General features: G+C 63.2%; 25 protein-coding genes. 10 read left to right on the forward strand and 15 right to left on the reverse strand.

Features of this window, described 5'->3' with window-relative positions; all coding sequences use genetic code 11:
- Window positions 1–78: 78 nt before the first annotated feature.
- Together ACI6S0_RS04080 and ACI6S0_RS04085 are read right to left on the reverse strand one after the other, a co-directional pair.
- The gene (locus ACI6S0_RS04080; protein ID WP_434405028.1) at window positions 79–489 is read right to left on the reverse strand and encodes a hypothetical protein; all 411 of its coding nucleotides are present in this window, start codon (window positions 487–489) and stop codon (window positions 79–81) included.
- Between the two features lie 757 nt (window positions 490–1,246).
- Window positions 1,247–2,422 (reverse strand): vWA domain-containing protein, encoded by a 1,176-nt coding sequence (locus tag ACI6S0_RS04085; RefSeq protein WP_434405029.1) that lies wholly within the window; start codon window positions 2,420–2,422, stop codon window positions 1,247–1,249.
- 146 nt (window positions 2,423–2,568) lie between these two features.
- Between ACI6S0_RS04085 and ACI6S0_RS04090 the strand changes: the two genes are divergently transcribed.
- Complete coding sequence (locus tag ACI6S0_RS04090) at window positions 2,569–3,933, forward strand: methyl-accepting chemotaxis protein (RefSeq protein WP_434405031.1); 1,365 nt, start codon at window positions 2,569–2,571, stop codon at window positions 3,931–3,933.
- Here ACI6S0_RS04090 and ACI6S0_RS04095 read toward each other — a convergent pair.
- Window positions 3,921–4,775 carry a DUF817 domain-containing protein gene (locus ACI6S0_RS04095; RefSeq protein ID WP_434405032.1) on the reverse strand — a complete coding sequence of 285 codons (855 nt, stop codon included), beginning with the start codon at window positions 4,773–4,775 and terminating at the stop codon, window positions 3,921–3,923. The genes ACI6S0_RS04090 and ACI6S0_RS04095 overlap by 13 nt on opposite strands.
- Before the next feature lie 120 nt (window positions 4,776–4,895).
- Here ACI6S0_RS04095 and ACI6S0_RS04100 point away from each other — a divergent pair, with 120 nt between their 5' ends.
- Window positions 4,896–5,765: a DUF3617 domain-containing protein gene (locus tag ACI6S0_RS04100; protein WP_434405034.1), complete on the forward strand. Its 870-nt coding sequence runs from the start codon at window positions 4,896–4,898 to the stop codon at window positions 5,763–5,765.
- A gap of 66 nt (window positions 5,766–5,831) precedes the next feature.
- Here the strand turns inward: ACI6S0_RS04100 and ACI6S0_RS04105 are convergent, their stop codons facing one another.
- The 7 genes from ACI6S0_RS04105 to ACI6S0_RS04135 form a co-directional block, all read right to left on the reverse strand.
- The gene (locus ACI6S0_RS04105) at window positions 5,832–6,878 is read right to left on the reverse strand and encodes a hypothetical protein (RefSeq protein ID WP_434405035.1); all 1,047 of its coding nucleotides are present in this window, start codon (window positions 6,876–6,878) and stop codon (window positions 5,832–5,834) included.
- A 250-nt stretch (window positions 6,879–7,128) separates the two neighbouring features.
- On the reverse strand, window positions 7,129–7,974 hold the full coding sequence (locus tag ACI6S0_RS04110) for an AAA family ATPase (RefSeq protein ID WP_010337204.1): 846 nt from the start codon (window positions 7,972–7,974) through the stop codon (window positions 7,129–7,131).
- 99 nt (window positions 7,975–8,073) lie between these two features.
- Window positions 8,074–8,757 (reverse strand): DUF6975 family protein, encoded by a 684-nt coding sequence (locus ACI6S0_RS04115; protein WP_434405037.1) that lies wholly within the window; start codon window positions 8,755–8,757, stop codon window positions 8,074–8,076.
- Window positions 8,758–8,977: 220 nt separating this feature from the next.
- Window positions 8,978–11,017, reverse strand: a complete 2,040-nt coding sequence (rpoD, locus tag ACI6S0_RS04120) for an RNA polymerase sigma factor RpoD (RefSeq protein ID WP_004211766.1) — start codon at window positions 11,015–11,017, stop codon at window positions 8,978–8,980.
- A 43-nt stretch (window positions 11,018–11,060) separates the two neighbouring features.
- Window positions 11,061–12,977, reverse strand: a complete 1,917-nt coding sequence (dnaG, locus tag ACI6S0_RS04125; RefSeq protein ID WP_434405038.1) for a DNA primase — start codon at window positions 12,975–12,977, stop codon at window positions 11,061–11,063.
- Between the two features lies 1 nt (window position 12,978).
- Window positions 12,979–13,380 carry an endonuclease domain-containing protein gene (locus ACI6S0_RS04130; protein ID WP_214865383.1) on the reverse strand — a complete coding sequence of 134 codons (402 nt, stop codon included), beginning with the start codon at window positions 13,378–13,380 and terminating at the stop codon, window positions 12,979–12,981.
- A 77-nt stretch (window positions 13,381–13,457) separates the two neighbouring features.
- Window positions 13,458–13,910 (reverse strand): GatB/YqeY domain-containing protein, encoded by a 453-nt coding sequence (locus ACI6S0_RS04135; protein WP_099231727.1) that lies wholly within the window; start codon window positions 13,908–13,910, stop codon window positions 13,458–13,460.
- Window positions 13,911–14,063: 153 nt separating this feature from the next.
- Here ACI6S0_RS04135 and carA point away from each other — a divergent pair, with 153 nt between their 5' ends.
- From carA to ACI6S0_RS04165, 6 genes are all read left to right on the forward strand, one after another.
- Window positions 14,064–15,242 carry a glutamine-hydrolyzing carbamoyl-phosphate synthase small subunit gene (gene carA / locus ACI6S0_RS04140; protein WP_434405040.1) on the forward strand — a complete coding sequence of 393 codons (1,179 nt, stop codon included), beginning with the start codon at window positions 14,064–14,066 and terminating at the stop codon, window positions 15,240–15,242.
- Window positions 15,239–15,607, forward strand: a complete 369-nt coding sequence (locus tag ACI6S0_RS04145; RefSeq protein ID WP_434405041.1) for a ribonuclease E inhibitor RraB — start codon at window positions 15,239–15,241, stop codon at window positions 15,605–15,607. Before carA ends, ACI6S0_RS04145 begins: the two co-directional genes overlap by 4 nt.
- Complete coding sequence (locus ACI6S0_RS04150) at window positions 15,607–15,975, forward strand: hypothetical protein (RefSeq protein WP_434405043.1); 369 nt, start codon at window positions 15,607–15,609, stop codon at window positions 15,973–15,975. Before ACI6S0_RS04145 ends, ACI6S0_RS04150 begins: the two co-directional genes overlap by 1 nt.
- Window positions 15,968–19,303 (forward strand): carbamoyl-phosphate synthase large subunit, encoded by a 3,336-nt coding sequence (gene carB / locus ACI6S0_RS04155; protein WP_037507507.1) that lies wholly within the window; start codon window positions 15,968–15,970, stop codon window positions 19,301–19,303. The genes ACI6S0_RS04150 and carB overlap by 8 nt, the downstream gene beginning before the upstream one ends.
- A gap of 81 nt (window positions 19,304–19,384) precedes the next feature.
- Window positions 19,385–19,861, forward strand: coding sequence for a transcription elongation factor GreA (greA, locus tag ACI6S0_RS04160; protein ID WP_004211784.1), 477 nt, complete (start codon window positions 19,385–19,387; stop codon window positions 19,859–19,861).
- 4 nt (window positions 19,862–19,865) lie between these two features.
- Window positions 19,866–20,525: a rhomboid family intramembrane serine protease gene (locus tag ACI6S0_RS04165; protein ID WP_434405045.1), complete on the forward strand. Its 660-nt coding sequence runs from the start codon at window positions 19,866–19,868 to the stop codon at window positions 20,523–20,525.
- 63 nt (window positions 20,526–20,588) lie between these two features.
- Here the strand turns inward: ACI6S0_RS04165 and ACI6S0_RS04170 are convergent, their stop codons facing one another.
- The 5 genes from ACI6S0_RS04170 to ACI6S0_RS04190 all read right to left on the reverse strand — a co-directional run bounded on the left by ACI6S0_RS04170 (window position 20,589) and on the right by ACI6S0_RS04190 (window position 22,926).
- Window positions 20,589–20,810, reverse strand: coding sequence for a DUF4170 domain-containing protein (locus tag ACI6S0_RS04170; protein ID WP_004211788.1), 222 nt, complete (start codon window positions 20,808–20,810; stop codon window positions 20,589–20,591).
- A gap of 104 nt (window positions 20,811–20,914) precedes the next feature.
- A complete protein-coding gene (locus ACI6S0_RS04175; protein ID WP_017501337.1) occupies window positions 20,915–21,568 on the reverse strand; it encodes a hypothetical protein in 654 nt (217 codons plus the stop codon).
- Window positions 21,561–21,884, reverse strand: a complete 324-nt coding sequence (locus ACI6S0_RS04180) for a hypothetical protein (protein ID WP_434405046.1) — start codon at window positions 21,882–21,884, stop codon at window positions 21,561–21,563. The genes ACI6S0_RS04175 and ACI6S0_RS04180 overlap by 8 nt, the downstream gene beginning before the upstream one ends.
- The gene (locus tag ACI6S0_RS04185; RefSeq protein ID WP_004211792.1) at window positions 21,881–22,255 is read right to left on the reverse strand and encodes a phage holin family protein; all 375 of its coding nucleotides are present in this window, start codon (window positions 22,253–22,255) and stop codon (window positions 21,881–21,883) included. Before ACI6S0_RS04185 ends, ACI6S0_RS04180 begins: the two co-directional genes overlap by 4 nt.
- 65 nt (window positions 22,256–22,320) lie before the next feature.
- Window positions 22,321–22,926 (reverse strand): hypothetical protein, encoded by a 606-nt coding sequence (locus tag ACI6S0_RS04190; protein ID WP_037507498.1) that lies wholly within the window; start codon window positions 22,924–22,926, stop codon window positions 22,321–22,323.
- 227 nt (window positions 22,927–23,153) lie between these two features.
- Here ACI6S0_RS04190 and eno point away from each other — a divergent pair, with 227 nt between their 5' ends.
- Together eno and ACI6S0_RS04200 are read left to right on the forward strand one after the other, a co-directional pair.
- Window positions 23,154–24,428 (forward strand): phosphopyruvate hydratase, encoded by a 1,275-nt coding sequence (eno, locus tag ACI6S0_RS04195; RefSeq protein ID WP_434405047.1) that lies wholly within the window; start codon window positions 23,154–23,156, stop codon window positions 24,426–24,428.
- Window positions 24,429–24,518: 90 nt separating this feature from the next.
- Window positions 24,519–24,830 carry an FtsB family cell division protein gene (locus ACI6S0_RS04200; protein ID WP_004211795.1) on the forward strand — a complete coding sequence of 104 codons (312 nt, stop codon included), beginning with the start codon at window positions 24,519–24,521 and terminating at the stop codon, window positions 24,828–24,830.
- Window positions 24,831–24,949: the final 119 nt, after the last annotated feature.

Raw genomic sequence — 24,949 nt, forward strand, 5'->3', positions numbered from 1 at the left:
TGTCGTCAGAATAGCGGTCGGGAAATTGCTTTCTCTGGCCTGCTGCCGATTGACACTTTGCCGGTGGCTGACGGCCTATTAGTTAATGCTCGCGCTGAGGGTTGCCACGCCGCCCAACCGTAAGGCGCTTTCGACCCCGCGAGCAAAGCGCTCGACATCCGAATAAACACACAAAAAGTCGGTAGAGACTTTCCTGCTCCGGTTGTCGTCTGCTGCCAAGCACACCTGCACACGTAGGCTACCGCGTCGGTCTGCTGGTTCGATGGTCAGCACCAGCAAGGGACCATCTTGGAACTCTTCCCCAATTGTCAAGGTGATGAGGTCTGCAATCGGGAAACTGGTAAGCCTGTCAAGAAAATCGTTAATTTGATCCGGGGAGGTGACATACCCAGTTTCGCCCGAAAAGCCGTTGGCTGTGACGGTCGCGTTGAACTGGCTTAAGTCATCGCCACCTTCAAACCATAAAATGAATTTGCTCTGATCGCACATGCACCGTGGTTAGCGCAGACAACAACAACTCACCATCGATTATGTCCGTTAACGTCCGATAGCCAATAACAGGCGTTTGCCGTCAGCGTCTCCTTCTGAGCACCGTGCATTTTCGACTAACTGACCGATTTTGGTCGCTATCTTCCATCCCCACCCCGTCATGCCGGGCTTGACCCGGCATCCCGCTTTTCTTGCTTTGCGAGCGCGACCCAACCAAGGCCGCACCCCGTCTGTCCTATTCGGCCCGTTCATGATCTACTCCAGCCATGAACAACCGCCCCCTTACGCAAGCATGTCCAGAATTGTCGCGCCGCTGTCGCGTCCCTGTCGCCTGACTGTCGCGTCGGTGGTGCGGGACAGTGACCCTGATCGTGACGCAATAGTCGCGCCACAGGCGCGTAGGTGTCGCGTCGCGGGCGCGTCACAAGTGCAAAAGGCCCGAAATGGCCCGACGACACTGTGAACTTCGGGCCGAAATAAACTGTCGCGTCATTCGCCCGGCCGGCCGACCTTCAAGGCGGCAAATTCGCGCTGTCCTACACCACGCCCCTCCGCCACTATGCGGACGGCTCTTTGACCTGTCGGATATGCCCGTGCGCCGTGGAGGCGAGCCCTAGGGGCGATCGACATTCAGATGATGACGTGACGAAAATGGTGGTTTTCCGTGACCCGGAGCGCAGCGTACTTAAAGTACGTGAGCACCGGAAGCGCGGGAAACCGCCATTTGCAGGCCGTCAGGGCTGGATGTCGATCGCCCCTAGCGCTTGCGCGTCAATTCCCGCATTGCCTCGTCCAGCCCCTCCAAGGTCAGCGGATACATGCGCTCGTTCATCAGGTCGCGGATGATGCGGGTCGACTGGCTATAGCCCCAATGTTCCGCCGGCGCAGGATTCAGCCACACGGTCGCGGGATAGGTATGGGCGACGCGCTGCAGCCAGACGGCACCGGCTTCCTCGTTCATATGCTCCACCGATCCGCCCGGATGGCTGATCTCATAGGGGCTCATCGCCGCGTCGCCGACGAAGATCACCTTATAGTCATGGCCATATTTGTGCAGCACGTCCCAGGTCGGGGTGCGCTCGGCAAAGCGGCGGCGATTATCCTTCCACACGCCTTCATAGAGGCAGTTATGGAAGTAGAAGAATTCCATATTCTTGAATTCGCTGGTCGCGGCGGAAAACAGCTCCTCGCACAGCTTGATATGCGGGTCCATCGATCCGCCCACGTCCAGGAACAGCAGCAGCTTGACCGCATTGTGCCGCTCGGGCCGCATCCGGATGTCGAGCCAGCCCTGCCGTGCGGTGCCGCGGATCGTGGCGTCCAGGTCCAGTTCGTCGGCCGCCCCCTCTCGCGCAAAGCGGCGCAGCCGGCGCAGCGCGACCTTGATGTTGCGGGTGCCGATCTCGCGATTGCTGTCCAGATTGGCGAATTCGCGCTTTTCCCAGACCTTGATCGCGCGCTTGTGTCGGCTTTCCCCGCCGATCCGCACGCCTTCGGGATTATAGCCGCCATGGCCGAAGGGGGATGTGCCGCCGGTGCCGATCCACTTGCTGCCGCCCTGGTGGCGCTCCTTCTGCTCCTCCAGCCGCTCTTTCAGCGTCTTCATGATCTTGTCCCAGTCGCCCAGCGATTTGATCTTCTCCATCTCCTCGGGGCTGAGGAATTTCTCCGCGACCAGGCGCAGCCATTCCTCGGGTATCTCCGCCTCGACCCCGTCCTGGCCCAGCAGTCCCTTGAACACGCGGGCAAAGACCTGGTCGAACCGGTCGATCAGCCCCTCATCCTTCACATAGGTGGCGCGGGCGAGATAATAGAAATCCTCGGGCCGTCGCTCGATCACGTCGCGGTCGAGCGCCTCCAGGAGGAGCAGATGCTCCTTGATGCTGGCGGGGATGCCGGCGGCGCGCAGCGCGTCGAGGAAATTGAGCATCATGGTGCCGATCTTGTCGGCCAGCGCGCCCGGTGATGCAAGCGCCGGGCGGATCGCATTGGCGAAATATTAAGTGTTGCGCCGCACGGTAAACAGTTCAGTATTCATTGTGACAGTTAAGTTGCGGGGGCGGCTTGGAAAACGGAGAATTGTTGGCTGACCTGGGGGAACGGTCGGGCGACATAGCATTGCAATGCAGCGAAACCGCTGGATTTCTGGGCGAAGTGAACCGCCGGATCCAGGGCGATTCGGCGCGCCTGTCGGACCTGCAGGCGAACATGCAGACGCTGACCGCAAGCCAGAATGAGAGTGTGGCGGCGGCCCAGGAGTTGAGCCTCACCGCAGGGCGCGCCGGGCGCATCATTGCCGAGGGGCATGATGTCATCACCCTGTCGCTGGGCGAAGTGGCGGGACTGGTCGAGCATGTCACCGGCCTTGAAGGCCATCTGCGCCAGTTCCTGCAGGTGATCGAGGCGGTGGGCGGTATTTCCGACCAGCTCGGCACGATCGCGCGGCAGACACGCCTGCTGGGCGTCAACGCCGCGATCGAGGCGGCGCGCGGCGGCGAGGCGACGATGGGCTTTGCCGTGGTGGCGGAGGAAATCCGCCGGCTGGCCGAGCAGGCGGCCGAATCCTCGGCCTCGGTCGGCAGCAAGCTTGGCCAGCTCGACCGCGATGCCCGCCATCTGATCGGCGGGGTGGAGGCGAATATCCAGCGCGGCCGCGACGTCGGCACTCATATCGACCAGCTGCGCCTGTCCATGGCGGAAATCGCCTCGCTGGTGACCCAGTTCGGCGAGCGATCCAGCGCGATCGTCGCCTGCACTGACGAGGCGGACGCCCATGTCGCGGCACTGGATCAGGGGCTGGCGCTGTTCGGCCGCTCCTCGACCGAGAGCGCGGGGCGTGTCGACATGGCCCGCGACAAGATCGAGACGCTGGAGAGCCTGGCCAACGACATGCTCAACACCGCGGCGCAGAGCCGGCTGCGTACCCGCAACAGCCATTACATCGCGCTGGCCGAGGATGGCGCGGCGGAGGTCGCGGCGCTGATCGAGGAGGCGCTGGCCCGCGGCGAACTGTCCCAACAGGCCTTGTTCGATCGCAGCCATCGCCCGATAGCGGGGTCCGAACCGACCCAATATCAGACTGGTTTCACCGCCTATGCCGATCTGCGGGTGCGGCCGCTGCTCGACCGGCATACCGCGAAGGACGCGACGATCATCGGCTGCTGCCTGATCGACATGGACGGCTATCTGCCCACCCATATCAGCGCGCGCAGCCAGCCGCAGCGCATCGGCGACCCGCGCTGGAACATGGAGCATGCCCGCAATCGGCAAATCTTCATGGACGCCCAGACCCGCCGCGCGCTCGACGGCGACGATGAGTTTTACCTCTTCACCTATCGCCAGAATCTGGGGGAGGGGCGCTATCGGGCACTGCGCAGTGTGTTCGTGCCGCTGCGCTTCGCCGGGCGCCGCTGGGGTCTCTATGAGGTCGGCTATCTGATCTGATCCACCCGCCTGACGCCGTGGATCAGCGAGACCAGCACGAAGGAGATGATCATCAGCAGATACCAGGCGCCTAGCTTCATCAGGCTGACCATCTCCCAGCCATGGCGCTGGCTGGGGTAGGTCCAGGCATTGGCGAAGGTACCGATATTCTCCGCCAGCCATATGAACAGCGCCACCAGGAAGAAGCCGAGCAGCAGCGGCATCCGCCGTGCTTCCCGCCAGGGCGTGAACCAGATCCACGTTCGCCCGAACAGCAGGATGGCGGCGGCGAACAGCGCGATCCGGACATCGGGCAGCCAGTGGTGGGCAAAGAAATTGACATAGATGGCGCTCGCCAGCAGCGCCGTCGCCCAGACGGGTGGATAGCGGCTGAAACCGAAGTCGAAGATGCGCCAGACCCGCGCGATATAGCTGCCGACGGCCGCATACATGAAGCCGGAAAAGAGCGGTACCGGGCCGATATGGAGCAGGCTGGCCTCCGGATAGACCCAGCTTCCCGCATGGGTCTTGAACAATTCCATGATCGTGCCGATCAGGTGGAAGGCGCAGATCACCAGTGCCTCGCGCGGACTTTCCAGCCGCAGGGCCAGCATCGCGATCTGGATCGTGATCGCGGCCAGGGTCAGGAAATCATAGCGATGCAGCGGCGCGCCGGCGGGGTAGAATAGATGGGTGGCGAGCAGCAGCGCCAGCATCAGTCCGCCGAACAGGCAGGCCCAGCCCTGTTTGAAGCCGAACAGCAGGAACTCATAGGTCCAGGCGCGTGGCCCCGCCACGACGCGGACCGATTCCAGATGGGCGCGTAACCGCGCAAAGCGGGTCGCGCCCGTGGGGTCGTTCATGCCCCCATGTCTAGCGCGCCACGGCCCGGACGCCAATCATTCCGGCCCCGACGAAAGGGCTTTGCAGCGCGCGCATGATCGTTAAGCTGACGGAACGACAAAAATGAGGAGAGGCTGCCGATGGCGGGACGGCAATGGACGCGAGGTCTGGCTTTGGCGTTGCTTGGCGCTTCGGGCGCGGCGCTGGGGACCGATACGCCCCAGCAGGCCGAGGACGAGATCATCGTGATCGCCGCCCGGATGAAGATCATCAACATCGAATATGCGCTTCGTGGCCCCTGGCTCAAGGCCTGCAATCTCGACGGGACGACCGGCACGCCGGCGGCCGACCGAGCGATCTGCATGTTGCTGCAGCAATGCCTGCTCGACGGGAAGACCCGGCGCGAAGAGGCCAAGCGATGCGTCAATGCCCGGATCGACGATCTCGCCAATCATCGTGGCACCCTGCCTGCGCTGGTGAGCGAGGCCGCGCTTGAAACCGCCGCTGCCGGGCAGGATGCACAAGCAGACGAAGCCGAAAAATCCGACGCGATCATCGTCACCGGCGCGCGCCATGTCATCAATCCGGGCCTGTGGCGCTTTACCGAGATCGGCACCTATGTAAGCAGCATGTCCGGACATCATCCTCCCGGCACCCGCCAGTGGGAGGCATGCATCCCCGATCGCCGCGATGACCTGGCGATCCGCTATGCCGTGGAGGGGCCGCCTTTGCCGGCGGGAACGCGGATCCAGCGCGAGTGTCATCAATGGCGGGTCACGCTGTCGGGCAGCAAATTCGAGGGACGTCTAAATTGCAGCCGTCCTAATGGCGGAAACTCCTATGGCAGGATGACCGGATCAGTCACGGGCGATACCCTGGAGGCGTCCGCCGAACATAAGACCGTTGGAGGAAGAGGCTTGCGTGGGAAGGGTATGCAGCAGCCGGCTTTCTTTGCGACCGTAAAGACCGAATTGTCGGGCAAGCGTGTTGGTCTTTGCCCCAGCCGCTGATTGGAAGGGGAAAATCAGCCGGCACTTTGGAATGTCCGAAGTGCCGGCCGCTCGTTCAAAACTGCCTCAGTTGGGCTTGCGTGCCCCCTGGCTGATCGTCACTTCGCCATTGGCGGCGTAGAGTGCGGTGGCTTCGGCCTGGGCAGTCTGGGGATCCTTGCCGTCCAGGATCGCGGCGATCTGGCGACCGCTGGGCACCTTGTCATAGACGCCGTAAAGATCGGTCTGGCCGACCATATGGATCGACAGTTGATAGCCAAGGTCGCGGGTGGCGGGATCGAAGGCGAGAACGGTGCCGCTATCGTCGACCGGCACGATGATCGCGCCATCGCTGCGCCCCGTCTGCTGCAGCATGTCATAGCTGCCCTGCGCGGTCTGGACGGTGCCGCGAATGCACAGATTGTCCTTGCCCTCGCGCGGGATGCGGACTTCCTGCGGCACGGGCTGGCCGGCGGTGCCGCTTGGCACGGCCTTGGTCAGGCGGGCGTCGCCGCCATCGCCGGTCGGGCAGGCGCTGAAGCTGGCGGGGCTGGTCTCGTGCAGGCTTGTCGCATCGTCAAATTTCAGGCCGGCCAGCATGCCGTCCAATCCGGCCAGCACCTCGGCGCGGCGTTCGGTCGGCCCTGTGACGCGCAGCTTCACCATCCAGCGTCCGGCATGGGCAAAGGCGGCCGCCGTGGTCAGCGCGCCATCGGCGGCATCATCATAGACGGCGCGGATGGCCGTGCCCGCGCGGCCGCCGGCGGCGACGCTGTCATAAGCGGTGCGATGGGTCTTGCCGCCGAACCGCTCCATCACCGCCTTGTCGGTCATGTAGGCGGCGAGTGAAGCGTCGGCATAGGCGGGCAAATAGACATAGAGGGTCGCCTGGATGGCGCCATCCTGCGAAATATATTGGGCGTAATTGTCGATGCCCTTGCCGCCGTTCGATACTTCGCCGCTCTTGGTCAGCGACAGGCTGGCGACCGTCTGCGGCAGGCTGATGCCGGCGGCGGTGGCACGTATGGCAGTATCACTGGGCGTCCATGCCTCGATATCGTCCGCCGCCTGCGCCAGCGAGGGCAGGGCCAGGCAGAGGGCCATCGAACATAGGAACAACGCACGTCGGGGCATTGGCATCCTCTCTCTCGATCCAGACCGTCTTGGCGCGGCCTTGAATGACAGAGGATCAGGAAATCACGGATTTCGCAGGGGCGCAAGCCGCCTTCACGCTGCCGGTGCTATTTGCCCCGGAAATTGCCACAATTGCGGGCCGTGACAGGCCTATTGCGGCGCAGCATCGGTCCGGATGACGCCTTCGGCCACGACCGGGCCGGGTGCGGTCAATGTCAGGATCGCGATTCGGCAAGGCTGGCGGGTGGCCTCAGCGCCCCTGGCGCCGCGCCATGAAGGCCAGGCGCTCGAACATCATGATGTCCTGCTCATTCTTGAGCAGCGCGCCGTGCAGCGGCGGGATCGCCTTGGTCGGATCGGCATTCTGCAACACGTCGAGCGGCATGTCCTCGTTCAGCAGCAGCTTCAGCCAATCGAGCAATTCACTGGTGCTGGGCTTCTTCTTGAGGCCCGGCACCTCGCGAATGTCGTAGAAAATATCCATCGCCCGGCTGACCAGCATCTTCTGGATGCCGGGGAAATGGACATCGACGATCGCCTGCATCGTCTCGCGATCCGGAAACTTGATATAGTGGAAGAAACAGCGGCGCAGGAAGGCGTCGGGCAATTCCTTCTCGTTGTTCGAGGTGATGATGACGACCGGCCGTTCCTTGGCCGCGACCGTCTCGCCGGTTTCATAGACATGGAAGGCCATGCGATCGAGTTCCTGCAACAGGTCGTTGGGAAATTCGATATCGGCCTTGTCGATCTCGTCGATCAGCAGGACGGGCAGGGTGGGGGAGGTGAAGGCCTCCCACAGCTTGCCCTTGCGGATATAGTTGGCGATGTCATGGACCCGCTCGTCGCCCAGCTGGCCGTCGCGCAGGCGGGCGACCGCATCATATTCATACAGGCCCTGATGCGCCTTGGTCGTCGACTTGACGTTCCATTCGATGAGGGGGGCGTTAATGGCCTTGGCGATTTCCTGGGCCAGCACGGTCTTGCCGGTGCCCGGTTCGCCCTTCACCAGCAGCGGCCGGCGCAGCAGCACGGCGGCATTGACCGCGACCTTCAGATCGTCGGTGGCGACATAATCCTGGGTGCCCTCAAAGCGCATGGCTTTCTTCCGCTCCATCATTGCTGGAGGACCGGACTAGGCAAAGCGGGATAGCGGCGCAACGCGTTTGTGCGTTGCGGCAAGCGGTGGGGCGATGGATCAGTCCTGCTGTTGCCGGCGGATGGCGGCGCGCGCCTCCAGCACATCCCATAGGCGGCGATGCTGGGCCAGCAGCTGGCGCATGCCGAACTGGATCGCGCGATCAACCGCCGGGTCGCCACCAATGGCGCGGGCCACGTTCAGCGTTGCCCGATGATCGGGCAAGGAGCAGGGAACCGGTTCGATGCCAGCACGAAGCGCGGCAATGTCCAGCAGCTTGCGCACGGCGCGCCAGTCCAGCACCAACGCGATCGCTGCGCCCATGGCGCAACCGCGCCGGTCGGACTGGGCCAGCATGTCGAGCGCATGGCGCTGCTGACTGATGATGGTTTCGCAACTGCTCTGGCCCGCCGTGCTGGGGGCGGGGCCGGCGGCCACGGTGACCTGGGTCAGATAGGCGCGCTCCCGCGCAAAGGCGTCGGCGGCCTCGATCAGCCAGCGGCGCGCAGCATTGTCGACCGAGCGGGTGGCCGCGTGATCGATCACGCCAGGATGGCGACCATGGAGCAGGCAGAGATAATAGGCGGCATCGGCAAGGTCGGGCAGGCCAAGGCCATCGCGCGAGCGGGCATCCTGGCTCGCCTGGGCAATATAGCTGTGGCTATAGCTGCCATCGGCCCGAACCAGCATGTCCAGGATTTGCGCAATATCGTCGCCCCGGCGCAGCGCCGTCACTTCGCTCATAGAAATTTCCCTGTGGCAACGGCGTAAGGGGCGCCGCTGGGCATAATTTAGGGCAAGGTGCGTAAACGCCGGGTTAAACTTGTCGCTTCGGCTGGTCGCAAATGTGGCACCAATGGTCTAGGCCGTTATGGTTAACAAATGATGCTATCGTCTTGAAAAACAAAAGGCCCGGCTGGAATGTCCGGCCGGGCCCTTGTTTGAAGCGATAATCTGACCGGATTTACTGGTCGAGGAAGCTGCGCATCTTGCGGCTGCGGCTCGGGTGCTTCAGCTTGCGCAGCGCCTTCGCCTCGATCTGGCGGATACGCTCGCGGGTCACGCTGAACTGCTGGCCCACTTCCTCCAGCGTATGGTCGGTGTTCATGCCGATGCCGAAGCGCATGCGCAGCACGCGTTCCTCGCGCGGGGTCAGGCTGGCAAGGACGCGGGTAACCGTTTCCTTGAGGTTCGCCTGGATCGCGGCATCCACCGGGATGATCGCATTCTTGTCTTCGATGAAGTCGCCCAGATGGCTGTCTTCCTCGTCGCCAATCGGCGTTTCAAGCGAGATCGGCTCCTTGGCGATCTTCATCACCTTGCGCACCTTTTCGAGCGGCATGGACAGGCGCTCGGCCATTTCCTCCGGCGTCGGCTCGCGGCCCTGCTCGTGCAGGAACTGGCGGCTGGTGCGGACCAGCTTGTTGATCGTCTCGATCATGTGGACCGGGATGCGGATGGTCCGCGCCTGGTCCGCGATCGAACGGGTGATCGCCTGACGGATCCACCAGGTGGCGTAGGTGCTGAACTTGTAGCCGCGGCGATACTCGAACTTGTCCACCGCCTTCATCAGGCCGATATTGCCTTCCTGGATAAGGTCCAGGAACTGCAGACCGCGGTTCGTGTACTTTTTCGCGATGGAGATGACGAGGCGCAGGTTCGCCTCGACCATTTCCTTCTTGGCGATGCGGGCCTCGCGCTCGCCCTTCTGCACCATGTTCACGATGCGGCGGAATTCGCTGAGCGACATGCCGGTGGCCTGGGCGATCTCGCTCACTTCGTTACGGATGCGCTCGACAGCGCGGCCTTCGGCAGCGGCAAAGGCAGCCCATTTCTTGTCGAGGCCCTGCACCTTTTCCAGCCAGGCATCGTCCAGCTCATGGCCCATATAGCGCTCGAGGAAATCCTTGCGGCTGACCTTGTGGCGCTCGGCCAGGCGCAGCATCTGGCCACCCAGCGCGGTCAGGCGCCGGTTATAGGCATAGAGCTGATCGACCAGATATTCGATCTTCTGCTGGTGGAACTGGACGCTCTCGACCTCGGCGGTCAGCTGCTCGCGCAGCTCATGATAGCTGTCCTCGGCCTTCTGGCTCAGGCTCTCGCCATTGGCCATGGCGACCATGCGCGATTCCTGGGCCTTGGAGAAGGCGCGGAAGATTTCGGTGATGGTCGCGAACTTCTCCAGCGCCATCGGCTTCAAAGTTTCTTCCATCTGGGCGAGGGACAGGGTGTTGTCCTCTTCCTCGTCCTCCTCACGACGGGCGCGGGGCGCACCATCCTCGTCCTCGTCGCCGTCGGCGGATTCCTCCTCCGGCTCTTCCTCTTCCTTGAAGCTGGGGCCAGCGGTCTTCTCGCTGATCTCGCCATCATCATCCTCGGCGCCTTCCTCCATATTTTCAGGAGCAGGATCCTTGGACAGCATGGCGTCGAGATCGAGGATCTCGCGCAGCTGCATCTCGCCATTGTTGAGCGCGGTCGACCATTCGATGATCGCGTTGAAGGTGGTCGGGCTTTCGCACAGACCCAGGATCATCGTGTCGCGACCGGCCTCGATGCGCTTGGCAATGGCGATTTCGCCCTCGCGGCTGAGCAGTTCGACGGCGCCCATCTCGCGCAGATACATGCGCACGGGATCGTCGGTGCGATCGACCGTTTCCTTCTTCTTCTCGGTGACGAGCTTGGGGCCGTCATCGTCGCTCGAATCATCGTCGGCGTCGTCGGCTTCCTCGCGCTCGCGCTGCTCGTCGCCGTCTTCGCTCGCCTCTTCATTCTCGACGATGTTGACGCCCATCTCGTTGAGCGCCGACATGATGTCCTCGATCTGCTCGGAGGACATCTGGTCCTGCGGCAGGGCGTCGTTCAGTTCGTCATAGGTGATGTAGCCGCGCTTCTTCGCGCGGGCGATCAGCTTCTTGACGGACGCTTCGTTGAGGTCGAGCAGGGGGGCATCGCCATCCTCGCCATCGCCCATCCCGCCATTCTTGCTGTTCGCCTTGGTCGCCATCTATTCGCCTTAACTCCGTCGTCCCGACAGGAACGAGCCTCAATCAAACAATGTCTTCGGACTGCGCCAGTTCCGCCAGGCGGCTGTCGTGATCGGCTTTCAGCGCGCGGATGCGCTGCTGTTCAGCGAAATTCTCTTCGCTGAAGTCGCTCTCGAACCGTCTAGTAGCCTCCGCCAGCGCCGTTTCCAGCTCCGGTCCTTGCGCCATCACCCGGATGGCCTCGTCCAGGTCGCGTTGCACGCGACTGGGGTCGGTTGTCATCCTATGTGGGGTGAATGTGAACGTATCGGCCCGGAGCATCCCCTTAGCCATATTATACAAGTCACCTTGCCCCAATATGGTAAGGAGGGCCTGCGTTTCAACTGTTTCTTTGCGGAAGGATGCGGCGATCATCGCATCCAGCAATCGCGCCAGCGCGGGATCGCCGATTCGCAGGCCTGACAGCGTCTCGCGGTGCAGGGCAATCTGCTCCGGATCGCGCAGCAGGCTGGCCAATATCGCCCGCAGCAGCCGATGTTCCATGCCGCTCGCGCCGATCTCCCGCGCCTCGTTGCCGGCGGGCGGGACGGGGGGCTTCCAATTGCCCTTCTTGTCGCGCTGCCAGCCGGCGCGGGCACCGCCGCCGCCAGCGCCGCGCGGCGCGCGCGGACCGCCGCCGAAGCGATCCGGCCGGGCAAAGAAGAGCGCGTCATAGCGCTCCCGGAATGCCTGGCCATAGAGCGCACGGACATCGGGATGCTGGATCGAGTCGCTATGGGCGGCCAGGCGCTGCTTGAGCGCGGCCTTCTGCTCGGGCGTGTCGAGCGGACCGACCTTCTGCTCATGCTCCCACAGCCGATCGACCAGCGGCTGGGCGCCAGCCAGCACGGCGTCCATCGCGCGCGGCCCTTCGGCGCGGAGCAGGTCGTCGGGGTCTTGCCCGGCGGGCAGGGTGGCGAAGGCCAGGCTGTGACCAGGGCGCAGCAGGGGGAGGGCGCGCGTCGCCGCGCGGATCGCCGCCTTCTGCCCGGCCGCATCGCCGTCGAAGCACAATATCGGCACCTCGACCATCTTCCACAATCGTTCGATCTGATGCTCGGTCAGCGCCGTGCCGAGCGGCGCGACCGCATCGCCAAAGCCCGCCTGGGCCAGAGCGATCACGTCCATATAGCCCTCGACCACGATCACCCGGCCGCTCTGCCGGCTGGCGGGGGAGGCACGGTCGATATTGTAGAGGGTGCGCCCCTTGTCGAAGAGCGGCGTGTCGGGCGAGTTCAGATATTTGGGTTCGCCCTGGCCGATGATCCGGCCGCCAAAGGCGATCACCCGGCCGCGAATGTCGCGGATCGGCAGCATGAGGCGACCACGGAACCGGTCATATGTGTCACGTTTTTTGGTTTGGCCGCCATCCGGCTCGGCACCGTCAGGGTCGATGAGCAAGCCAGCCTCGACCAGCATCGGCTCGCCAAAATCGCGCAGCGATGTCTTGAGCTTGCCACGCGAATCCGGCGAATAGCCAAAGCCGAACGTGCGCCGGGTCGCGTCGCTGATGCCGCGCTTCGCGAGATAGGCGCGGGCGTCGCCGCCGTCGATGCCGCCAAGCTGGTCCTCGAAGAAGTTCTGCGCGGCGCCCATCGCGTCATGCAGCCCCTTGGCCTGCTCGGCGCGCTTGGCCGCCCGCGGATCGGCGGCGGGCACGTCCATGCCGGCGGTCGCGGCCAGCTCCTTTACCGCCTCCATGAAGGGCAGGCCGCGTTGGTCGGTCATCCAGCGGATCGCATCGCCATGCGCGCCACAGCCGAAGCAGTGATAAAAGCCCTTCTCGTCGTTGATAGTGAAGCTGGGCGTCTTCTCGTTATGGAAGGGGCAGCAAGCCTTATACTCGCGGCCCGCCTTCTGCACCTTCACGGTCTTGCCGATCAAGGTTGAAAGCGACGTCCGCGCGCGCAGTTCGTCCAGCCATTGGGGCGTGAGGGTCAACTTAAAGCCCCTCCCTTCGAAGGGAGGGGTTGGGGTGGGTGATCTTCTGCCTTTCCGGCATGGCGCGGGCACGATCCAGAATGACGCTCAGCACGCCTTCCAGATTGTCCCGAATGTCGAAGTTGGAGAAGCGCAAAACCAGATAGCCCTGATGTGCAAGGTCAAAGTCTCTATCTCGATCCTTGATAGCATCATGGCTATCATCATCGACTTCTATGATGAGGCCGAGGAGGGGGCAGAGAAAGTCACAGATATAGGGTTCGATCACGGCTTGACGGCGGAATTTGAAGCCTTCCAGCTGGGAGCCGCGTAGGGCGCCCCAAAGGCGGCGTTCATATTCCGTAGGCTCCCGCCGCATCTCGCGCGCAAATTGCCCGAGTCTCGCATTGATGCGCAGCGCCATCACCCACCCCAACCCCTCCCTTGGAAGGGAGGGGCTATTATGTCAGTATCGCACGCGCATGTCAGCCCAGCGAGAGATCAGCTCAGCGCCGCCTTCACCAGCCCGCTCGCCTTGCTCATGTCGATCACCGCGCCATGGCGTTCCTTGAGCACGGCCATCACCTTGCCCATGTCCTTGACGCTTTCCGCGCCGATCTCGGCCTTGATGCCCTCGATCGCCGCCTTGGTCTCGTCCTCGCTCAGCTGCGCGGGCAGGAAGGTTTCGATGACGTCCAGCTCGGCCTGTTCCTTGGCGGCCAGCTCGTCGCGTCCGCCGCTCTTGAACATGTCGATCGATTCGCGGCGCTGCTTCACCATCTTCTGCAGCACCTCGACCACGACCGTATCGTCGTCGGGCACGTTGCTGGCGGTGCGCAGTTCGATGTCGCGATCTTTGAGCTTGGCCAGGATCAGGCGCACGGCAGCCAGGCGATCCTTGTCGCCGGCCTTCATGGACTCCACTTGGGCGCTCTTGATGGTGTCGCGAATCATGGGCGAATTAATCCTGTTTCTCGGGAAAGGAGTAGATATAATGCGAAAAGAGATTTTTAACAGACGTTGACCTTCACGCGTTGCGGGAATAGGTGACCGGCCGTTTAACCCGCACCAGACGGGTTCCCGCAAAAGCATAAAGGACCGCAGACCATGGCTGACGCCAAGACCCTCATTGTGCCCAAAGGAGCGACAGGGGTATTGGTTTTTGCCGATGGCTCCGCCGTCTTCGGTCGCGGCTTCGGCGCGGTCGGCGACGCGGTCGGCGAACTCTGCTTCAATACCTCGATCACCGGCTATCAGGAGATCATGACCGATCCCTCCTATGCCGGGCAAATCATCACCTTCACCTTCCCGCATATCGGCAATGTCGGCACCAACCTCGACGATGTCGAAGCCGACAGCCCCTATGCGCTGGGCTGCATCGTGCGGCAGGACGTCACCGCGCCCAGCAATTTCCGCAATGTCGAACCGTTCGACCAGTGGATGAAGGACAAGGGGCGCATCGGCCTCGCCGGTGTTGATACCCGCGCGCTGACCCGCATGATCCGCGAGAAGGGCGCCCCCAACGTCGTCCTCGCCCATGATCCGGATGGCAATTTCGACATCGCCGCGCTCGCTGCCAAGGCGGCCGCCTGGCCGGGCCTTGAAGGCATGGACCTCGCCATCGAAGTCACGGGCAAGGAAAGCCGCCTGTGGAAGGACGGCATCTGGACCATCGGCCACGGCTATGGCCTCAATGAAGCGGGTGAGGAACGCCCCCATGTCGTCGCCATCGATTATGGCGCGAAGAACAACATCTTCCGCAATCTGGTGAAGGCCGGCGCGCGCGTCACCGTGCTGCCCGCCACCGCGACCTTTGACCAGGTCAAGGCGCTCAATCCCGACGGCGTGTTCCTGTCGAACGGCCCTGGCGATCCGGCCGCGACCGGCGAATATGCCGTGCCGGTGATCCAGCAGGTACTGGCCGCCGACATTCCCGTCTTCGGCATCTGCCTCGGCCACCAGCTGCTTGGCCTCGCCGTCGGCGCCAAGACGATCAAGATGCATCAGGGCCATCGCGGCGCCAACCATCCGGTCAAGCGCCTGTCGGACGGCCTGGTCGAGATCACCAGCATGAACCATGGCTTCGCCGTCGATGTCGACACGCTGCCGGCCAATGCGCGCTCGACCCATGTCTCGCTGTTCGACGGCAGCAATTGCGGCATCGAACTGACCGACAAGAATGCCTTTTCGGTCCAGTATCACCCCGAAGCCTCGCCCGGCCCGCAGGACAGCTTCTATCTGTTCAAGAAGTTCGTCGACGGCCTCAAGGGCGCGGTCGCCGCGTGAGCCAGAACCTGCCCCCGGTTGACGAAGCGCGCCTTGCCGCAGAGTGGGAGGCGGACAAGGCCGTCCTCGCCAATCTCAAGTGCAATGGCGACGTCGCGCGTCTCGCGCGGCCCGTGGATGTCAGCTTCCGGGGCAGCGAGAAGGATTTCGAGCGTGTCCTGACCATCGCCAGCCAGTTCGGCTTCGTCGAACTGGACCGTGAGGAAGATGAGGAAGGTGACCTGTTCCTGTTCCTGGAATGCGTGCAGCCGGTCGACGAAGCCTCGATCCGCGTGCTGACCAAAAAGTGCCTCCAGATCGAAATCCTCTGCGGCGTCGAATATGACGGCTGGGGCTGCGAGGCGCAGGCGGGGGGCGTGCATTGATGCTCGATTGGCTCTTCGTCAATTGGAGAGCCGTTCTCATTACGGTATTCCTCATTTTTCTGGCGGGCTCGCTGCTGGCCAAGTTCATCGTTGATCTTCGAAAAATCGAAGCTTTTGATTGTGATGACATCAAGTACTTTCAGTACTGCGCAGCAGGTTGGATGTGCGACCGGATTGCAAAACGAGCCGAGCCAATGGGTTGGAATTTGATCAAGCGCGAGGTCGCCGAACACAACTGCGAAAGAATAACGTTCAAAGCCAGCGATGGCGCTCCGCCCCTTTCGAAGCTTCTTAAAAAACTTCACTGGTCCGGCTTCCCGATTAAGCCACAACGCATGCAACTGGATTGCGAAAAGCCCGATGCCTAAAAGAACCGACATCTCCTCCATCCTCATCATCGGCGCTGGTCCGATCATCATCGGCCAGGCGTGCGAGTTCGATTATTCGGGCACGCAGGCGGTCAAGGCGCTGAAGGAAGAGGGCTATCGCATCATCCTGGTGAATTCCAACCCGGCCACCATCATGACCGATCCGGAATTTGCCGACGCGACCTATGTCGAGCCGATCACGCCCGAAATCGTGGCGAAGATCATCGAGAAGGAGCGGCCTGATGCGGTGCTGCCGACGATGGGCGGCCAGACCGCGCTGAACACGGCGCTGGCGCTGTTCAACGACGGCACGCTGGAGAAATACGGCGTCCAGATGATCGGCGCCGACGCCGAGGCGATCGACAAGGCGGAGGACCGGATCAAGTTCCGCGACGCCATGGACAAGATAGGCCTGGAATCGGCCCGCTCGCGCATCGCCCACACCATGGAAGAGGCGATGGAAGCGCTGGAGTTCACCGGCCTTCCCTCGATCATCCGTCCCAGCTTCACCATGGGCGGCACTGGCGGCGGCATTGCCTATAATCGCGACGAGTTCATGAACATCGTCCGTGGCGGCCTGGATGCCTCGCCGACCACCGAAGTCCTGATCGAGGAATCGCTCCTCGGCTGGAAGGAATATGAGATGGAAGTCGTGCGCGATCGCAACGACAATTCCATCATCATCTGCTCGATCGAAAATGTCGATCCGATGGGCGTCCATACCGGCGACTCCATCACCGTCGCGCCAGCGCTGACGCTGACCGACAAGGAATATCAGATCATGCGCAACGCCAGCCTGGCTGTGCTGCGCGAGATCGGCGTCGAGACCGGCGGTTCCAACGTCCAGTTCGCGGTCAATCCCAAGGATGGCCGCCTGGTCGTCATCGAGATGAACCCGCGCGTGTCGCGCTCCTCGGCGCTGGCGTCGAAGGCGACCGGCTTCCCGATCGCCAAGGTCGCGGCGAAGCTGGCCGTCGGCTACACGCTCGACGAGATCGAGAATGACATTACCGGCGCGACCCCGGCTTCGTTCGAGCCGACCATCGACTATGTCGTGACCAAGATCCCGCGCTTCGCCTTCGAAAAGTTCAAGGGCGCCGAACCGCTGCTGGGCACCGCCATGAAGTCGGTCGGCGAAGTCATGGCGATCGGCCGCAACATCCATGAATCGATGCAGAAGGCGCTGCGCGGTCTGGAAACCGGCCTGTCCGGCTTCAACCAGGTCGATCATCTGGTCGGCGCGCCCAAGGACGACATCATCGCCGCCCTGGCACAGCCGACGCCCGATCGTCTGCTGGTCGCCGCGCAAGCCCTTCGTGAAGGGCTGACCGTCGCGGAAATCCACAATATCGCCAAGTTCGACCCCTGGTTCCTGGAGCGCCTGAAGGAAATCGTCGAGGCCGAGAATGAGGTGCTGGAACATGGCCTGCCGCGCGACGCGGACGGCATGCGCCGGCTCAAGGCCATGGGCTTTTCCGACAAGCGTCTCGCCTGGCTGGCGCTCAAGTCCGCCAATCTGCGCGGCAATGAGCGCGGCGTCGCGCGCGGTAGCGGCCTGATCCACGATGCCGTCGTCGCCATGACCGGCGGCGTGACCGAGGACGAGGTGCGCAGCCTGCGCCACAAGCTGGGCGTGCGTCCGGTGTTCAAGCGCATCGACACCTGCGCCGCCGAGTTCGAGGCGAAGACGCCCTACATGTATTCGACCTATGAAGCCCCGATCTTCGGCGAGCCGGAGAATGAGGCGCAGCCCAGCGACCGCAAGAAGGTCGTCATCCTGGGCGGTGGTCCCAACCGCATTGGCCAGGGCATCGAGTTCGACTATTGCTGCGTCCATGCCTGCTTTGCGCTGAGCGAAGCCGGCTATGAGACGATCATGGTCAACTGCAACCCGGAAACCGTGTCGACCGATTATGACACGTCCGACCGCCTCTATTTCGAGCCGCTGACGGCCGAAGACGTGCTGGAAATCCTGCATGTCGAAATGTCGAAGGGGACGCTGGCGGGCGTGCTGGTGCAGTTTGGCGGCCAGACGCCGCTCAAGCTGGCACAGGCGCTGGAAGATGCCGGCATCCCGATCCTGGGCACCAGCCCGGACGCGATCGACCTGGCCGAGGATCGCGAGCGCTTCGCCGCGCTGATCGACAAGCTGAAGCTGCGCCAGCCGGCCAACGGCATCGCCCGCAGCCGCGAGGAGGCGATCGCGGTCGCCAATCGCATCGGCTATCCGGTGCTGATGCGTCCGTCCTATGTCCTTGGCGGTCGCGCCATGGAAATCGTCGACGGCCAGGCCCAGCTCGAAGAATATATCACCACCGCCGTGCAGGTGTCGGGCGACTCCCCGGTGCTGATCGACCAGTATCTGCGTGATGCGGTCGAGGTGGACGTGGACGCGCTGTGCGACGGCGACGATGTGGTTGTCGCCGGCGTGTTGCAGCATATCGAGGAAGCCGGCGTTCACTCCGGTGACTCGGCCTGCTCGCTGCCGCCCTACAGCCTGTCGGACGAGGTGATTGCCGAGATCGAGCGTCAGACCGAAGTGCTGGCCCGTGCCCTGTCGGTCCGTGGCCTGATGAACATCCAGTTCGCGGTCAAGGATGGCATCGTCTATCTGATCGAGGTCAATCCGCGCGCCAGCCGGACCGTGCCCTTCGTCGCCAAGGCGATCGGCACCCCGATCGCCAAGATCGCCTCGCGCGTCATGGCCGGTGAAAAGATCAAGGATCTGCCCAGGATCGATCGCAACGCGATCGACCATGTCGCGGTCAAGGAAGCCGTCTTCCCGTTCAACCGCTTCCCCGGCGTCGACCCCGTGCTCTCGCCGGAAATGAAGAGCACCGGCGAAGTCATGGGCATCGACAGCAATTTTGCGACCGCCTTTGCCAAGGCGCAGCTGGGTGCGGGCACCGTGCTGCCGACCAGCGGCACCGTCTTCGTGTCGGTCAAGGACAGCGACAAGCCGGTGATCCTGCCGGCGGTGCAGAAGCTGGCGGGCATGGGCTTCACCATCATCGCGACCGGCGGCACCGCCACCTATCTGGAAGGGCAGGGGATCGCCGTCGAGCATGTGAACAAGGTGGCCGAAGGGCGCCCGCACATTGTCGACCGGATCACCGATGGCGACGTGCAGCTGATCTTCAACACCACCGAAGGCTGGCAGTCCCTGAAGGACAGCAAGGCGATCCGCACCAGTGCTCTACGCGCAAAGATTGCGAGTTTCACCACCGCGACCGCCAGCGTCGCTGCGGCGGACGCAATCGAGGCTTTGCGGGACCGCGCCCTTGAAGTGCGCTCGCTCCAGTCCTATTATCCTGGGTCGCACGCCTGATCACCTTCACCAGGAAGCATGCTGCGGGTGGCGCCACGTTCGGCGCCGCCAAAGGGAAGTTTTGACGAAGGATTTGCAATAATGGCGACCGTCGAGAAGATGCCGATGCTGCAGGTGGGCTATGACAAGCTCAATGCGCAGCTCCGCGAACTGAAGGCCGAGCGCCCTCTGATCGTGGACGCCATCGAGGAAGCTCGTGCCCACGGCGACCTGTCGGAAAATGCCGAATATCACGCCGCCAAGGAACGGCAGGGGCAGGTCGAGGCAACGATTTCCGACCTGGAAGACAAGTTGTCGCGCGCCCAGATCATCGATCCGACCACCCTGTCGGGTAACAAGATCGTGTTCGGCGCGACCGTGACCCTGCTGGACGAGGACGACAAGCCGGTCAAATATCAGATCGTGGGCCAGGCCGAGGCGGACGCCAAGGCGGGCATGATCAGCTATAACAGCCCGCTGGGCCGTGCGCTGATCGGCCGCGAGGTCGGTGACGAGGTGGAAGTGTCGGTCCCGTCGGGCGACAAATTCTACCTGGTCGACAAGATCGCGTTCATCTGATCCCGTGAAACTGCCTGCCGGACGCACGACCAACGCGATCGCGCTGGTCACGTTCGTCCTGTTCCTGTTGCTGCTGGCAACCGGGCAGATCGACAATGCGGCCTTGCTGGGCGGGTTCATTCCCGCCCGCATTGGCAACCCCGGCTTGCTGGACGGCATGGCGGCGGTGCCCTGGTGGCTGACGCCGCTCAGTTGCACCTTCGTCCATGCCGGCTGGCTGCACATCGGCTTCAACCTGCTGATGCTGCTTTTCTGCGGTCGGCAGGTCGAGCATGTGCTGGGCCGCACCGGCACGCTGATCCTCTATGTCGTCGGCGCCTATGCGGCCTGCTTCGCGCAATGGGCGATCACGCCGGAATCGGTCAATCCGATGGTCGGGGCGAGTGGCGCCATTTCCGCGATCATCGCAACCTATGCGCTGCTCTACAGCCAGCAACAGGTGCGGCGGATCGGGCCTTTGTCGGCCAATTTTGTGCGGGTGCTGTGGCTGGCGGCCGCCTGGATCGCGATCCAGCTGATGATCGGCGTGGCGACGGCGGGGGGATTGGGCGATCTGGGTCAAATCGCGATTGCCGCGCATATCGGCGGCTTCCTTGCAGGGCTGGCCTTGACCCGGCCCTTGCTGCGCTGGCGCTTCCGTAAACGGCCCCAGGCTATCAATTGATCGTTCGATAAACTGTGTTCGGGCGAAACCGGGGCATGATCCGGTCTCGCCCGAAACGGGCCATCAGGCTGCCGGCAGCTCAGGCTCCAGCAAGCGGTGCAGATGGACAATCACATAACGCATTTCGGCGTCATCGACGGTGCGCTGCGCCGCGCCGCGCCAAGCCTTTTCGGCCGAGGCGTAGTCGGGGAAGACGCCAACCAAGTCGACCTTGCTCAGGTCCTGGAATTCCAGCGTCTGCGGGTTGGTTACGCGGCCGCCCATCACCAGATGCATCTTGCTCATGGCGTTATATGTTCTCCTTTGACTGATCGCGGTGCCTTAGCATCGTCCCTGCGATCCGCCAAGGAAAGCGGCCTTTGTGTCGATTGCGTTTGCGGCAATCGCGATTAGCTTTTCGGCAATCGTGCCTTGATCGCGTCGCCCAACGCCTCGACGCGGGTGGAGACGAGCGCGACCAGTTCGTCCGCCAGCTTCGATGCCTTGCCGCCAAGATCGGCCGATGCCGCAGCGTCACGGGCCGCCGTCGCGGTGTCGCTTGCGCTTTCCTTGGCGCTCGACAGCGCATGGCTGGCCGTTTCGCGGGCCTTGCTGAGCACTTCGCCGGCATTGTCCCGCGCACTGGCCAGCGCTTCGCCCGCATTGTGGCGCAGCGACTCGCTATTCTCGCTCGCGGCCGTGCGGGCGGTGGCGGCTGCTTCCAGCACCCGCGCGCCGGCAGTGGCGGCCAGGCCCGGCAGCGCCTTCATCACTTTCCGGCTCTTCGGGAACATCCAGGCGATGACTGCGCCGGCCGCGACCGCGCCGGCCACGGCCGCAACCGGATGCTCCTGAATGATCTCGTTGGCGCGGGCAGCGACCCGCTGGCCCCGATCGCGCGCGTCGCCATAGGCTTCACTCGCCTTGTCCTTGCCGGTCTGGATCAGCTCGCCGGCGCTTTCGCGCGCCTTGCCGGTGCTGTCCTTGATCATGTCGGTCGCGCTGCCGGCGGCGTCATTGGCCGCTTCGCGGACGCGGGTCAGTTGGGCGCGGATGTCAGCCATCATCAATCTCCGAAATTTCCGTGTTACGGTTCCTCAGTCGAACGAACAGTCGTCCGAAAAGTGCCGTGAGGGGGCGGCGGAAGAGAAACAGGACGATGCCGGTCGCTGCCGCGCTGGTGGCAACCGGCCGCTGGCGCACCTTGGCACCGACATAGGCGACGCCGTCGAGCGCGGTCGCCGTGATCTTCGCCTCGGCATCGGCCTTCAGCCGATCGGGTGCGATCCGCGCCTGAGCATCGGCAAGGCTCAGGACCGCCTTGCTGCGCAGATGCGCCGCGCGTTCCGTCGCTTCGCGATAGGCCTGTTCCCGGCTCATGACTTGATCGTCTTCAACATATGGCTGATCTGCCCCTTGGCCAGCAGCAGCAGCAGGACGGCGATCAGTACGGCGCCGCCGAACACCGCCAGCGTTGCCCAGAGCGGCCCGATCATCGCGGACAGCGCAATCACCAACCCGATCAACAGGGTCACGATCGCGGCGAACAGCAGCATCAGGGCGACGATCCCCAGGATCGCGGCGTTACGGACGCCGGCGCCGGCAATGCCCGCGCGCAGCTTCTGGCGCTCGACCTCCGCCTGCGCATAGGCGCGGCCATCGGTATAGAGGCGGGCGAATGTCGCGCGGACAGACTCCTCATTCCCTTCGGTCTGCGGCGTTGCCACCGTATCCGCTGGTTCCTGCGTCAATTGCCCCTCCGCCCCGTCAACCGGGGCCTGCGGTTAGCCGTCACGATAATCCTGTCTTGCGTTCGTTAGGCGTCGCTGTCGGACGATCCTTTGGCAAGGCGCATCAACACGAAGCCGACCACGGCGGCTGCGCCGATGGCAACGGCCGGGCTCTTGCGCACGAAATCACGCGCCTCGGTCATCAACTGGTCGACATCCTTGCTGTCCAGCGTATCTGCGGCACTGGCCACCGATTCCGCCGCCTGGCGGGCATAGTCGCCATATTGAGGGCCAAGCTTCGCATCGACCGTGCCGGCGGTATCCGCAATCAGCTTCGACAGGCTCTGCATGGCCGAACCGGTCTTGTCCTTGGCACTGCTTGCCGCAGACTTGGCGGTCTTGCCGGCCTGTTCCTTGATCGGATCGATATGCGCCTTCCAGTCGACCGAATTAATCTTGTCGGTTGCGGCCTTGGCGGCCTTTTCGGCTTGCGCCTTGATTGGGGCGATCTGTGCGGACCAGCCATGGGCGGCCCCGTTTCCGGGCTTTGCGGGGGCCTTGCGGGTGGCGGCCTTCTTCACCGGCGCGGCCTTGACGGCCGGGGTGGAGGCCTTGGTCGACGCCGGCTTCGCCTTGGCGGCAACCGCCTTCTTCGCGCGCTTGACGGGCGGGGTTTCCGGGGTGTCGGCCATTGTCCAAAGTCTCCCTAAAGCTCAACCTCATGGTCCCGCGCGGGGCGGGCTGTCATGATCCTAATGCTTGGCGGCGGCCTACAGTTCCGGCGCCGTTACTATTTTGAGCATCGGCATTTTTTGTCCGATGGCAAGTCCCCCCGGATTGCCAAGTTTGGGGCTGCTGGCTAAGCGGGGCCGCGAAAAGGCCGCCCGGCGCGTGTCCGGGCCCAGATCAGGGAGCGATCATGACCGCCATTCTCGATATCCACGCCCGCCAGATTCTCGACAGCCGCGGCAATCCGACCGTCGAAGTCGATGTGATGCTGGAAGATGGCAGCTTCGGCCGCGCCGCCGTGCCCTCGGGCGCATCGACCGGTGCCTATGAGGCGGTCGAAAAGCGCGACGGCGACAAGAGCAAATATCTGGGCAAGGGCGTGCTGGCCGCTGTCGCCGCCGTCAATGACGAAATTGCCGAGCAGCTCATCGGCCTCGATGCCGAGGATCAGGGCGAAGTCGATGCCGCGATGATCGCGCTCGACGGCACCGAGAACAAGTCGCGTCTGGGCGCCAACGCGATCCTGGGCGTGTCGCTGGCCACCGCCAAGGCTGCCGCCGACGCGCGCGGCCTGCCGCTCTATCGCTATGTCGGCGGCGTCTCCTCGCATGTCCTGCCGGTGCCGATGATGAACATCATCAACGGCGGCGAGCATGCCGACAATCCGATCGACTTCCAGGAATTCATGATCATGCCGGTCGGTGCGGAGAGCATCGCCGACGCCGTGCGCATCGGTTCGGAAATCTTCCACACGCTCAAGAAGGGCCTGCACGACAAGGGCCTGGCGACCTCGGTCGGTGACGAGGGCGGCTTTGCCCCCAACATCGCCTCGACCCGCGATGCGCTCGACTTCATCATGGTGTCGGTCGAAAAGGCCGGCTACAAGCCCGGTGACGATGTCGTGCTGGCGCTGGACTGCGCAGCGACCGAATTCTTCAAGAACGGCAAATATGAGATTTCGGGCGAAGGCCTGTCGCTCTCGCCGGTCGAAATGGCCGACTATCTCGCCGCGCTGGCCGCCGACTATCCGATCAAGTCGATCGAAGACGGCATGAGCGAGGATGATTTCGAGGGCTGGAAGGCACTGACCGACAAGATCGGTGACAAGGTCCAACTGGTCGGCGACGATCTGTTCGTCACCAACCCAGCCCGCCTGTCGATGGGCATCGGCAAGGGGCTGGCCAACTCGCTGCTGGTGAAGGTTAACCAGATCGGCACGCTGTCGGAAACGCTCGCCGCCGTCGATATGGCGCACCGTGCCCGCTACACGGCGGTCATGTCGCACCGTTCGGGCGAGACCGAGGATTCGACCATCGCCGACCTCGCCGTCGCCACCAATTGCGGTCAGATCAAGACCGGCTCGCTCGCCCGTTCGGACCGGCTTGCCAAGTATAATCAGCTGATCCGCATCGAGGAAGAGCTGGGCGACATGGCGGTCTATGCCGGTCGTTCGATCTTCCGCTGATCCACGGCTGATTTCAGGTTAGGGATTCGGCTGGTCGCATCGGGCATGTTTTTGCTTGCGACCGGTCGAATCCTGTGATTCAAGCGATTCATGGCGCATATCGCAAAGCTCCGCATGCTATTGATGTCGGCCCTCGGGCCGGCAATCGCGGTGCTGTTGCTGCTGTTCTTCGCCGGCTACGTCGTCCTCGGCTCCAATGGCGTGCTTGCCTGGGGCGATTATTCGCGCCAGCTGCGCGATGCGAAGGCTGAGCTCAAGATCGTCCAGCTGCATCGCCAGGAGCTGCGCAACCGGGTCGATCTGCTCAATCCGCGCCGCGTCGATCCTGATCTGTCGGACGAGCTGATCCGTCGCCAGCTCGGCGTGATTCACCATGACGAAGTGATCGTTCCGCTGAACTGATCCGCACTCCGACGGAGTGCGCTTTCCATTTATTTGGTAAAATCATGTCGCGGCAACATTTTGTTGCCAGCCGTTCGTGACCCGTTTTCGACAGCGTTGTCATGGATTGTCGTTTTTGC

The sequence above is a fragment of the Sphingobium sp. DN12 genome, from assembly GCF_051058005.1.
Taxonomy (GTDB): domain Bacteria; phylum Pseudomonadota; class Alphaproteobacteria; order Sphingomonadales; family Sphingomonadaceae; genus Sphingobium; species Sphingobium yanoikuyae.

Bases quoted from the DNA above. Each gene is read 5' to 3' on its own strand.
- ACI6S0_RS04080 (WP_434405028.1), bottom strand. From the start codon at position 489: ATGTGCGATCAGAGCAAATTCATTTTATGGTTTGAAGGTGGCGATGAC.
- ACI6S0_RS04085 (WP_434405029.1), bottom strand. From the start codon at position 2,422: ATGATGCTCAATTTCCTCGACGCGCTGCGCGCCGCCGGCATCCCCGCC.
- ACI6S0_RS04095 (WP_434405032.1), bottom strand. From the start codon at position 4,775: ATGAACGACCCCACGGGCGCGACCCGCTTTGCGCGGTTACGCGCCCAT.
- ACI6S0_RS04100 (WP_434405034.1), top strand. From the start codon at position 4,896: ATGGCGGGACGGCAATGGACGCGAGGTCTGGCTTTGGCGTTGCTTGGC.
- ACI6S0_RS04105 (WP_434405035.1), bottom strand. From the start codon at position 6,878: ATGCCCCGACGTGCGTTGTTCCTATGTTCGATGGCCCTCTGCCTGGCC.
- ACI6S0_RS04110 (WP_010337204.1), bottom strand. From the start codon at position 7,974: ATGCGCTTTGAGGGCACCCAGGATTATGTCGCCACCGACGATCTGAAG.
- ACI6S0_RS04115 (WP_434405037.1), bottom strand. From the start codon at position 8,757: ATGAGCGAAGTGACGGCGCTGCGCCGGGGCGACGATATTGCGCAAATC.
- rpoD (WP_004211766.1), bottom strand. From the start codon at position 11,017: ATGGCGACCAAGGCGAACAGCAAGAATGGCGGGATGGGCGATGGCGAG.
- ACI6S0_RS04130 (WP_214865383.1), bottom strand. From the start codon at position 13,380: ATGGCGCTGCGCATCAATGCGAGACTCGGGCAATTTGCGCGCGAGATG.
- ACI6S0_RS04135 (WP_099231727.1), bottom strand. From the start codon at position 13,910: ATGATTCGCGACACCATCAAGAGCGCCCAAGTGGAGTCCATGAAGGCC.
- carA (WP_434405040.1), top strand. From the start codon at position 14,064: ATGGCTGACGCCAAGACCCTCATTGTGCCCAAAGGAGCGACAGGGGTA.
- ACI6S0_RS04150 (WP_434405043.1), top strand. From the start codon at position 15,607: ATGCTCGATTGGCTCTTCGTCAATTGGAGAGCCGTTCTCATTACGGTA.
- carB (WP_037507507.1), top strand. From the start codon at position 15,968: ATGCCTAAAAGAACCGACATCTCCTCCATCCTCATCATCGGCGCTGGT.
- greA (WP_004211784.1), top strand. From the start codon at position 19,385: ATGGCGACCGTCGAGAAGATGCCGATGCTGCAGGTGGGCTATGACAAG.
- ACI6S0_RS04170 (WP_004211788.1), bottom strand. From the start codon at position 20,810: ATGAGCAAGATGCATCTGGTGATGGGCGGCCGCGTAACCAACCCGCAG.
- ACI6S0_RS04175 (WP_017501337.1), bottom strand. From the start codon at position 21,568: ATGGCTGACATCCGCGCCCAACTGACCCGCGTCCGCGAAGCGGCCAAT.
- ACI6S0_RS04180 (WP_434405046.1), bottom strand. From the start codon at position 21,884: ATGAGCCGGGAACAGGCCTATCGCGAAGCGACGGAACGCGCGGCGCAT.
- ACI6S0_RS04190 (WP_037507498.1), bottom strand. From the start codon at position 22,926: ATGGCCGACACCCCGGAAACCCCGCCCGTCAAGCGCGCGAAGAAGGCG.
- eno (WP_434405047.1), top strand. From the start codon at position 23,154: ATGACCGCCATTCTCGATATCCACGCCCGCCAGATTCTCGACAGCCGC.
- ACI6S0_RS04200 (WP_004211795.1), top strand. From the start codon at position 24,519: ATGGCGCATATCGCAAAGCTCCGCATGCTATTGATGTCGGCCCTCGGG.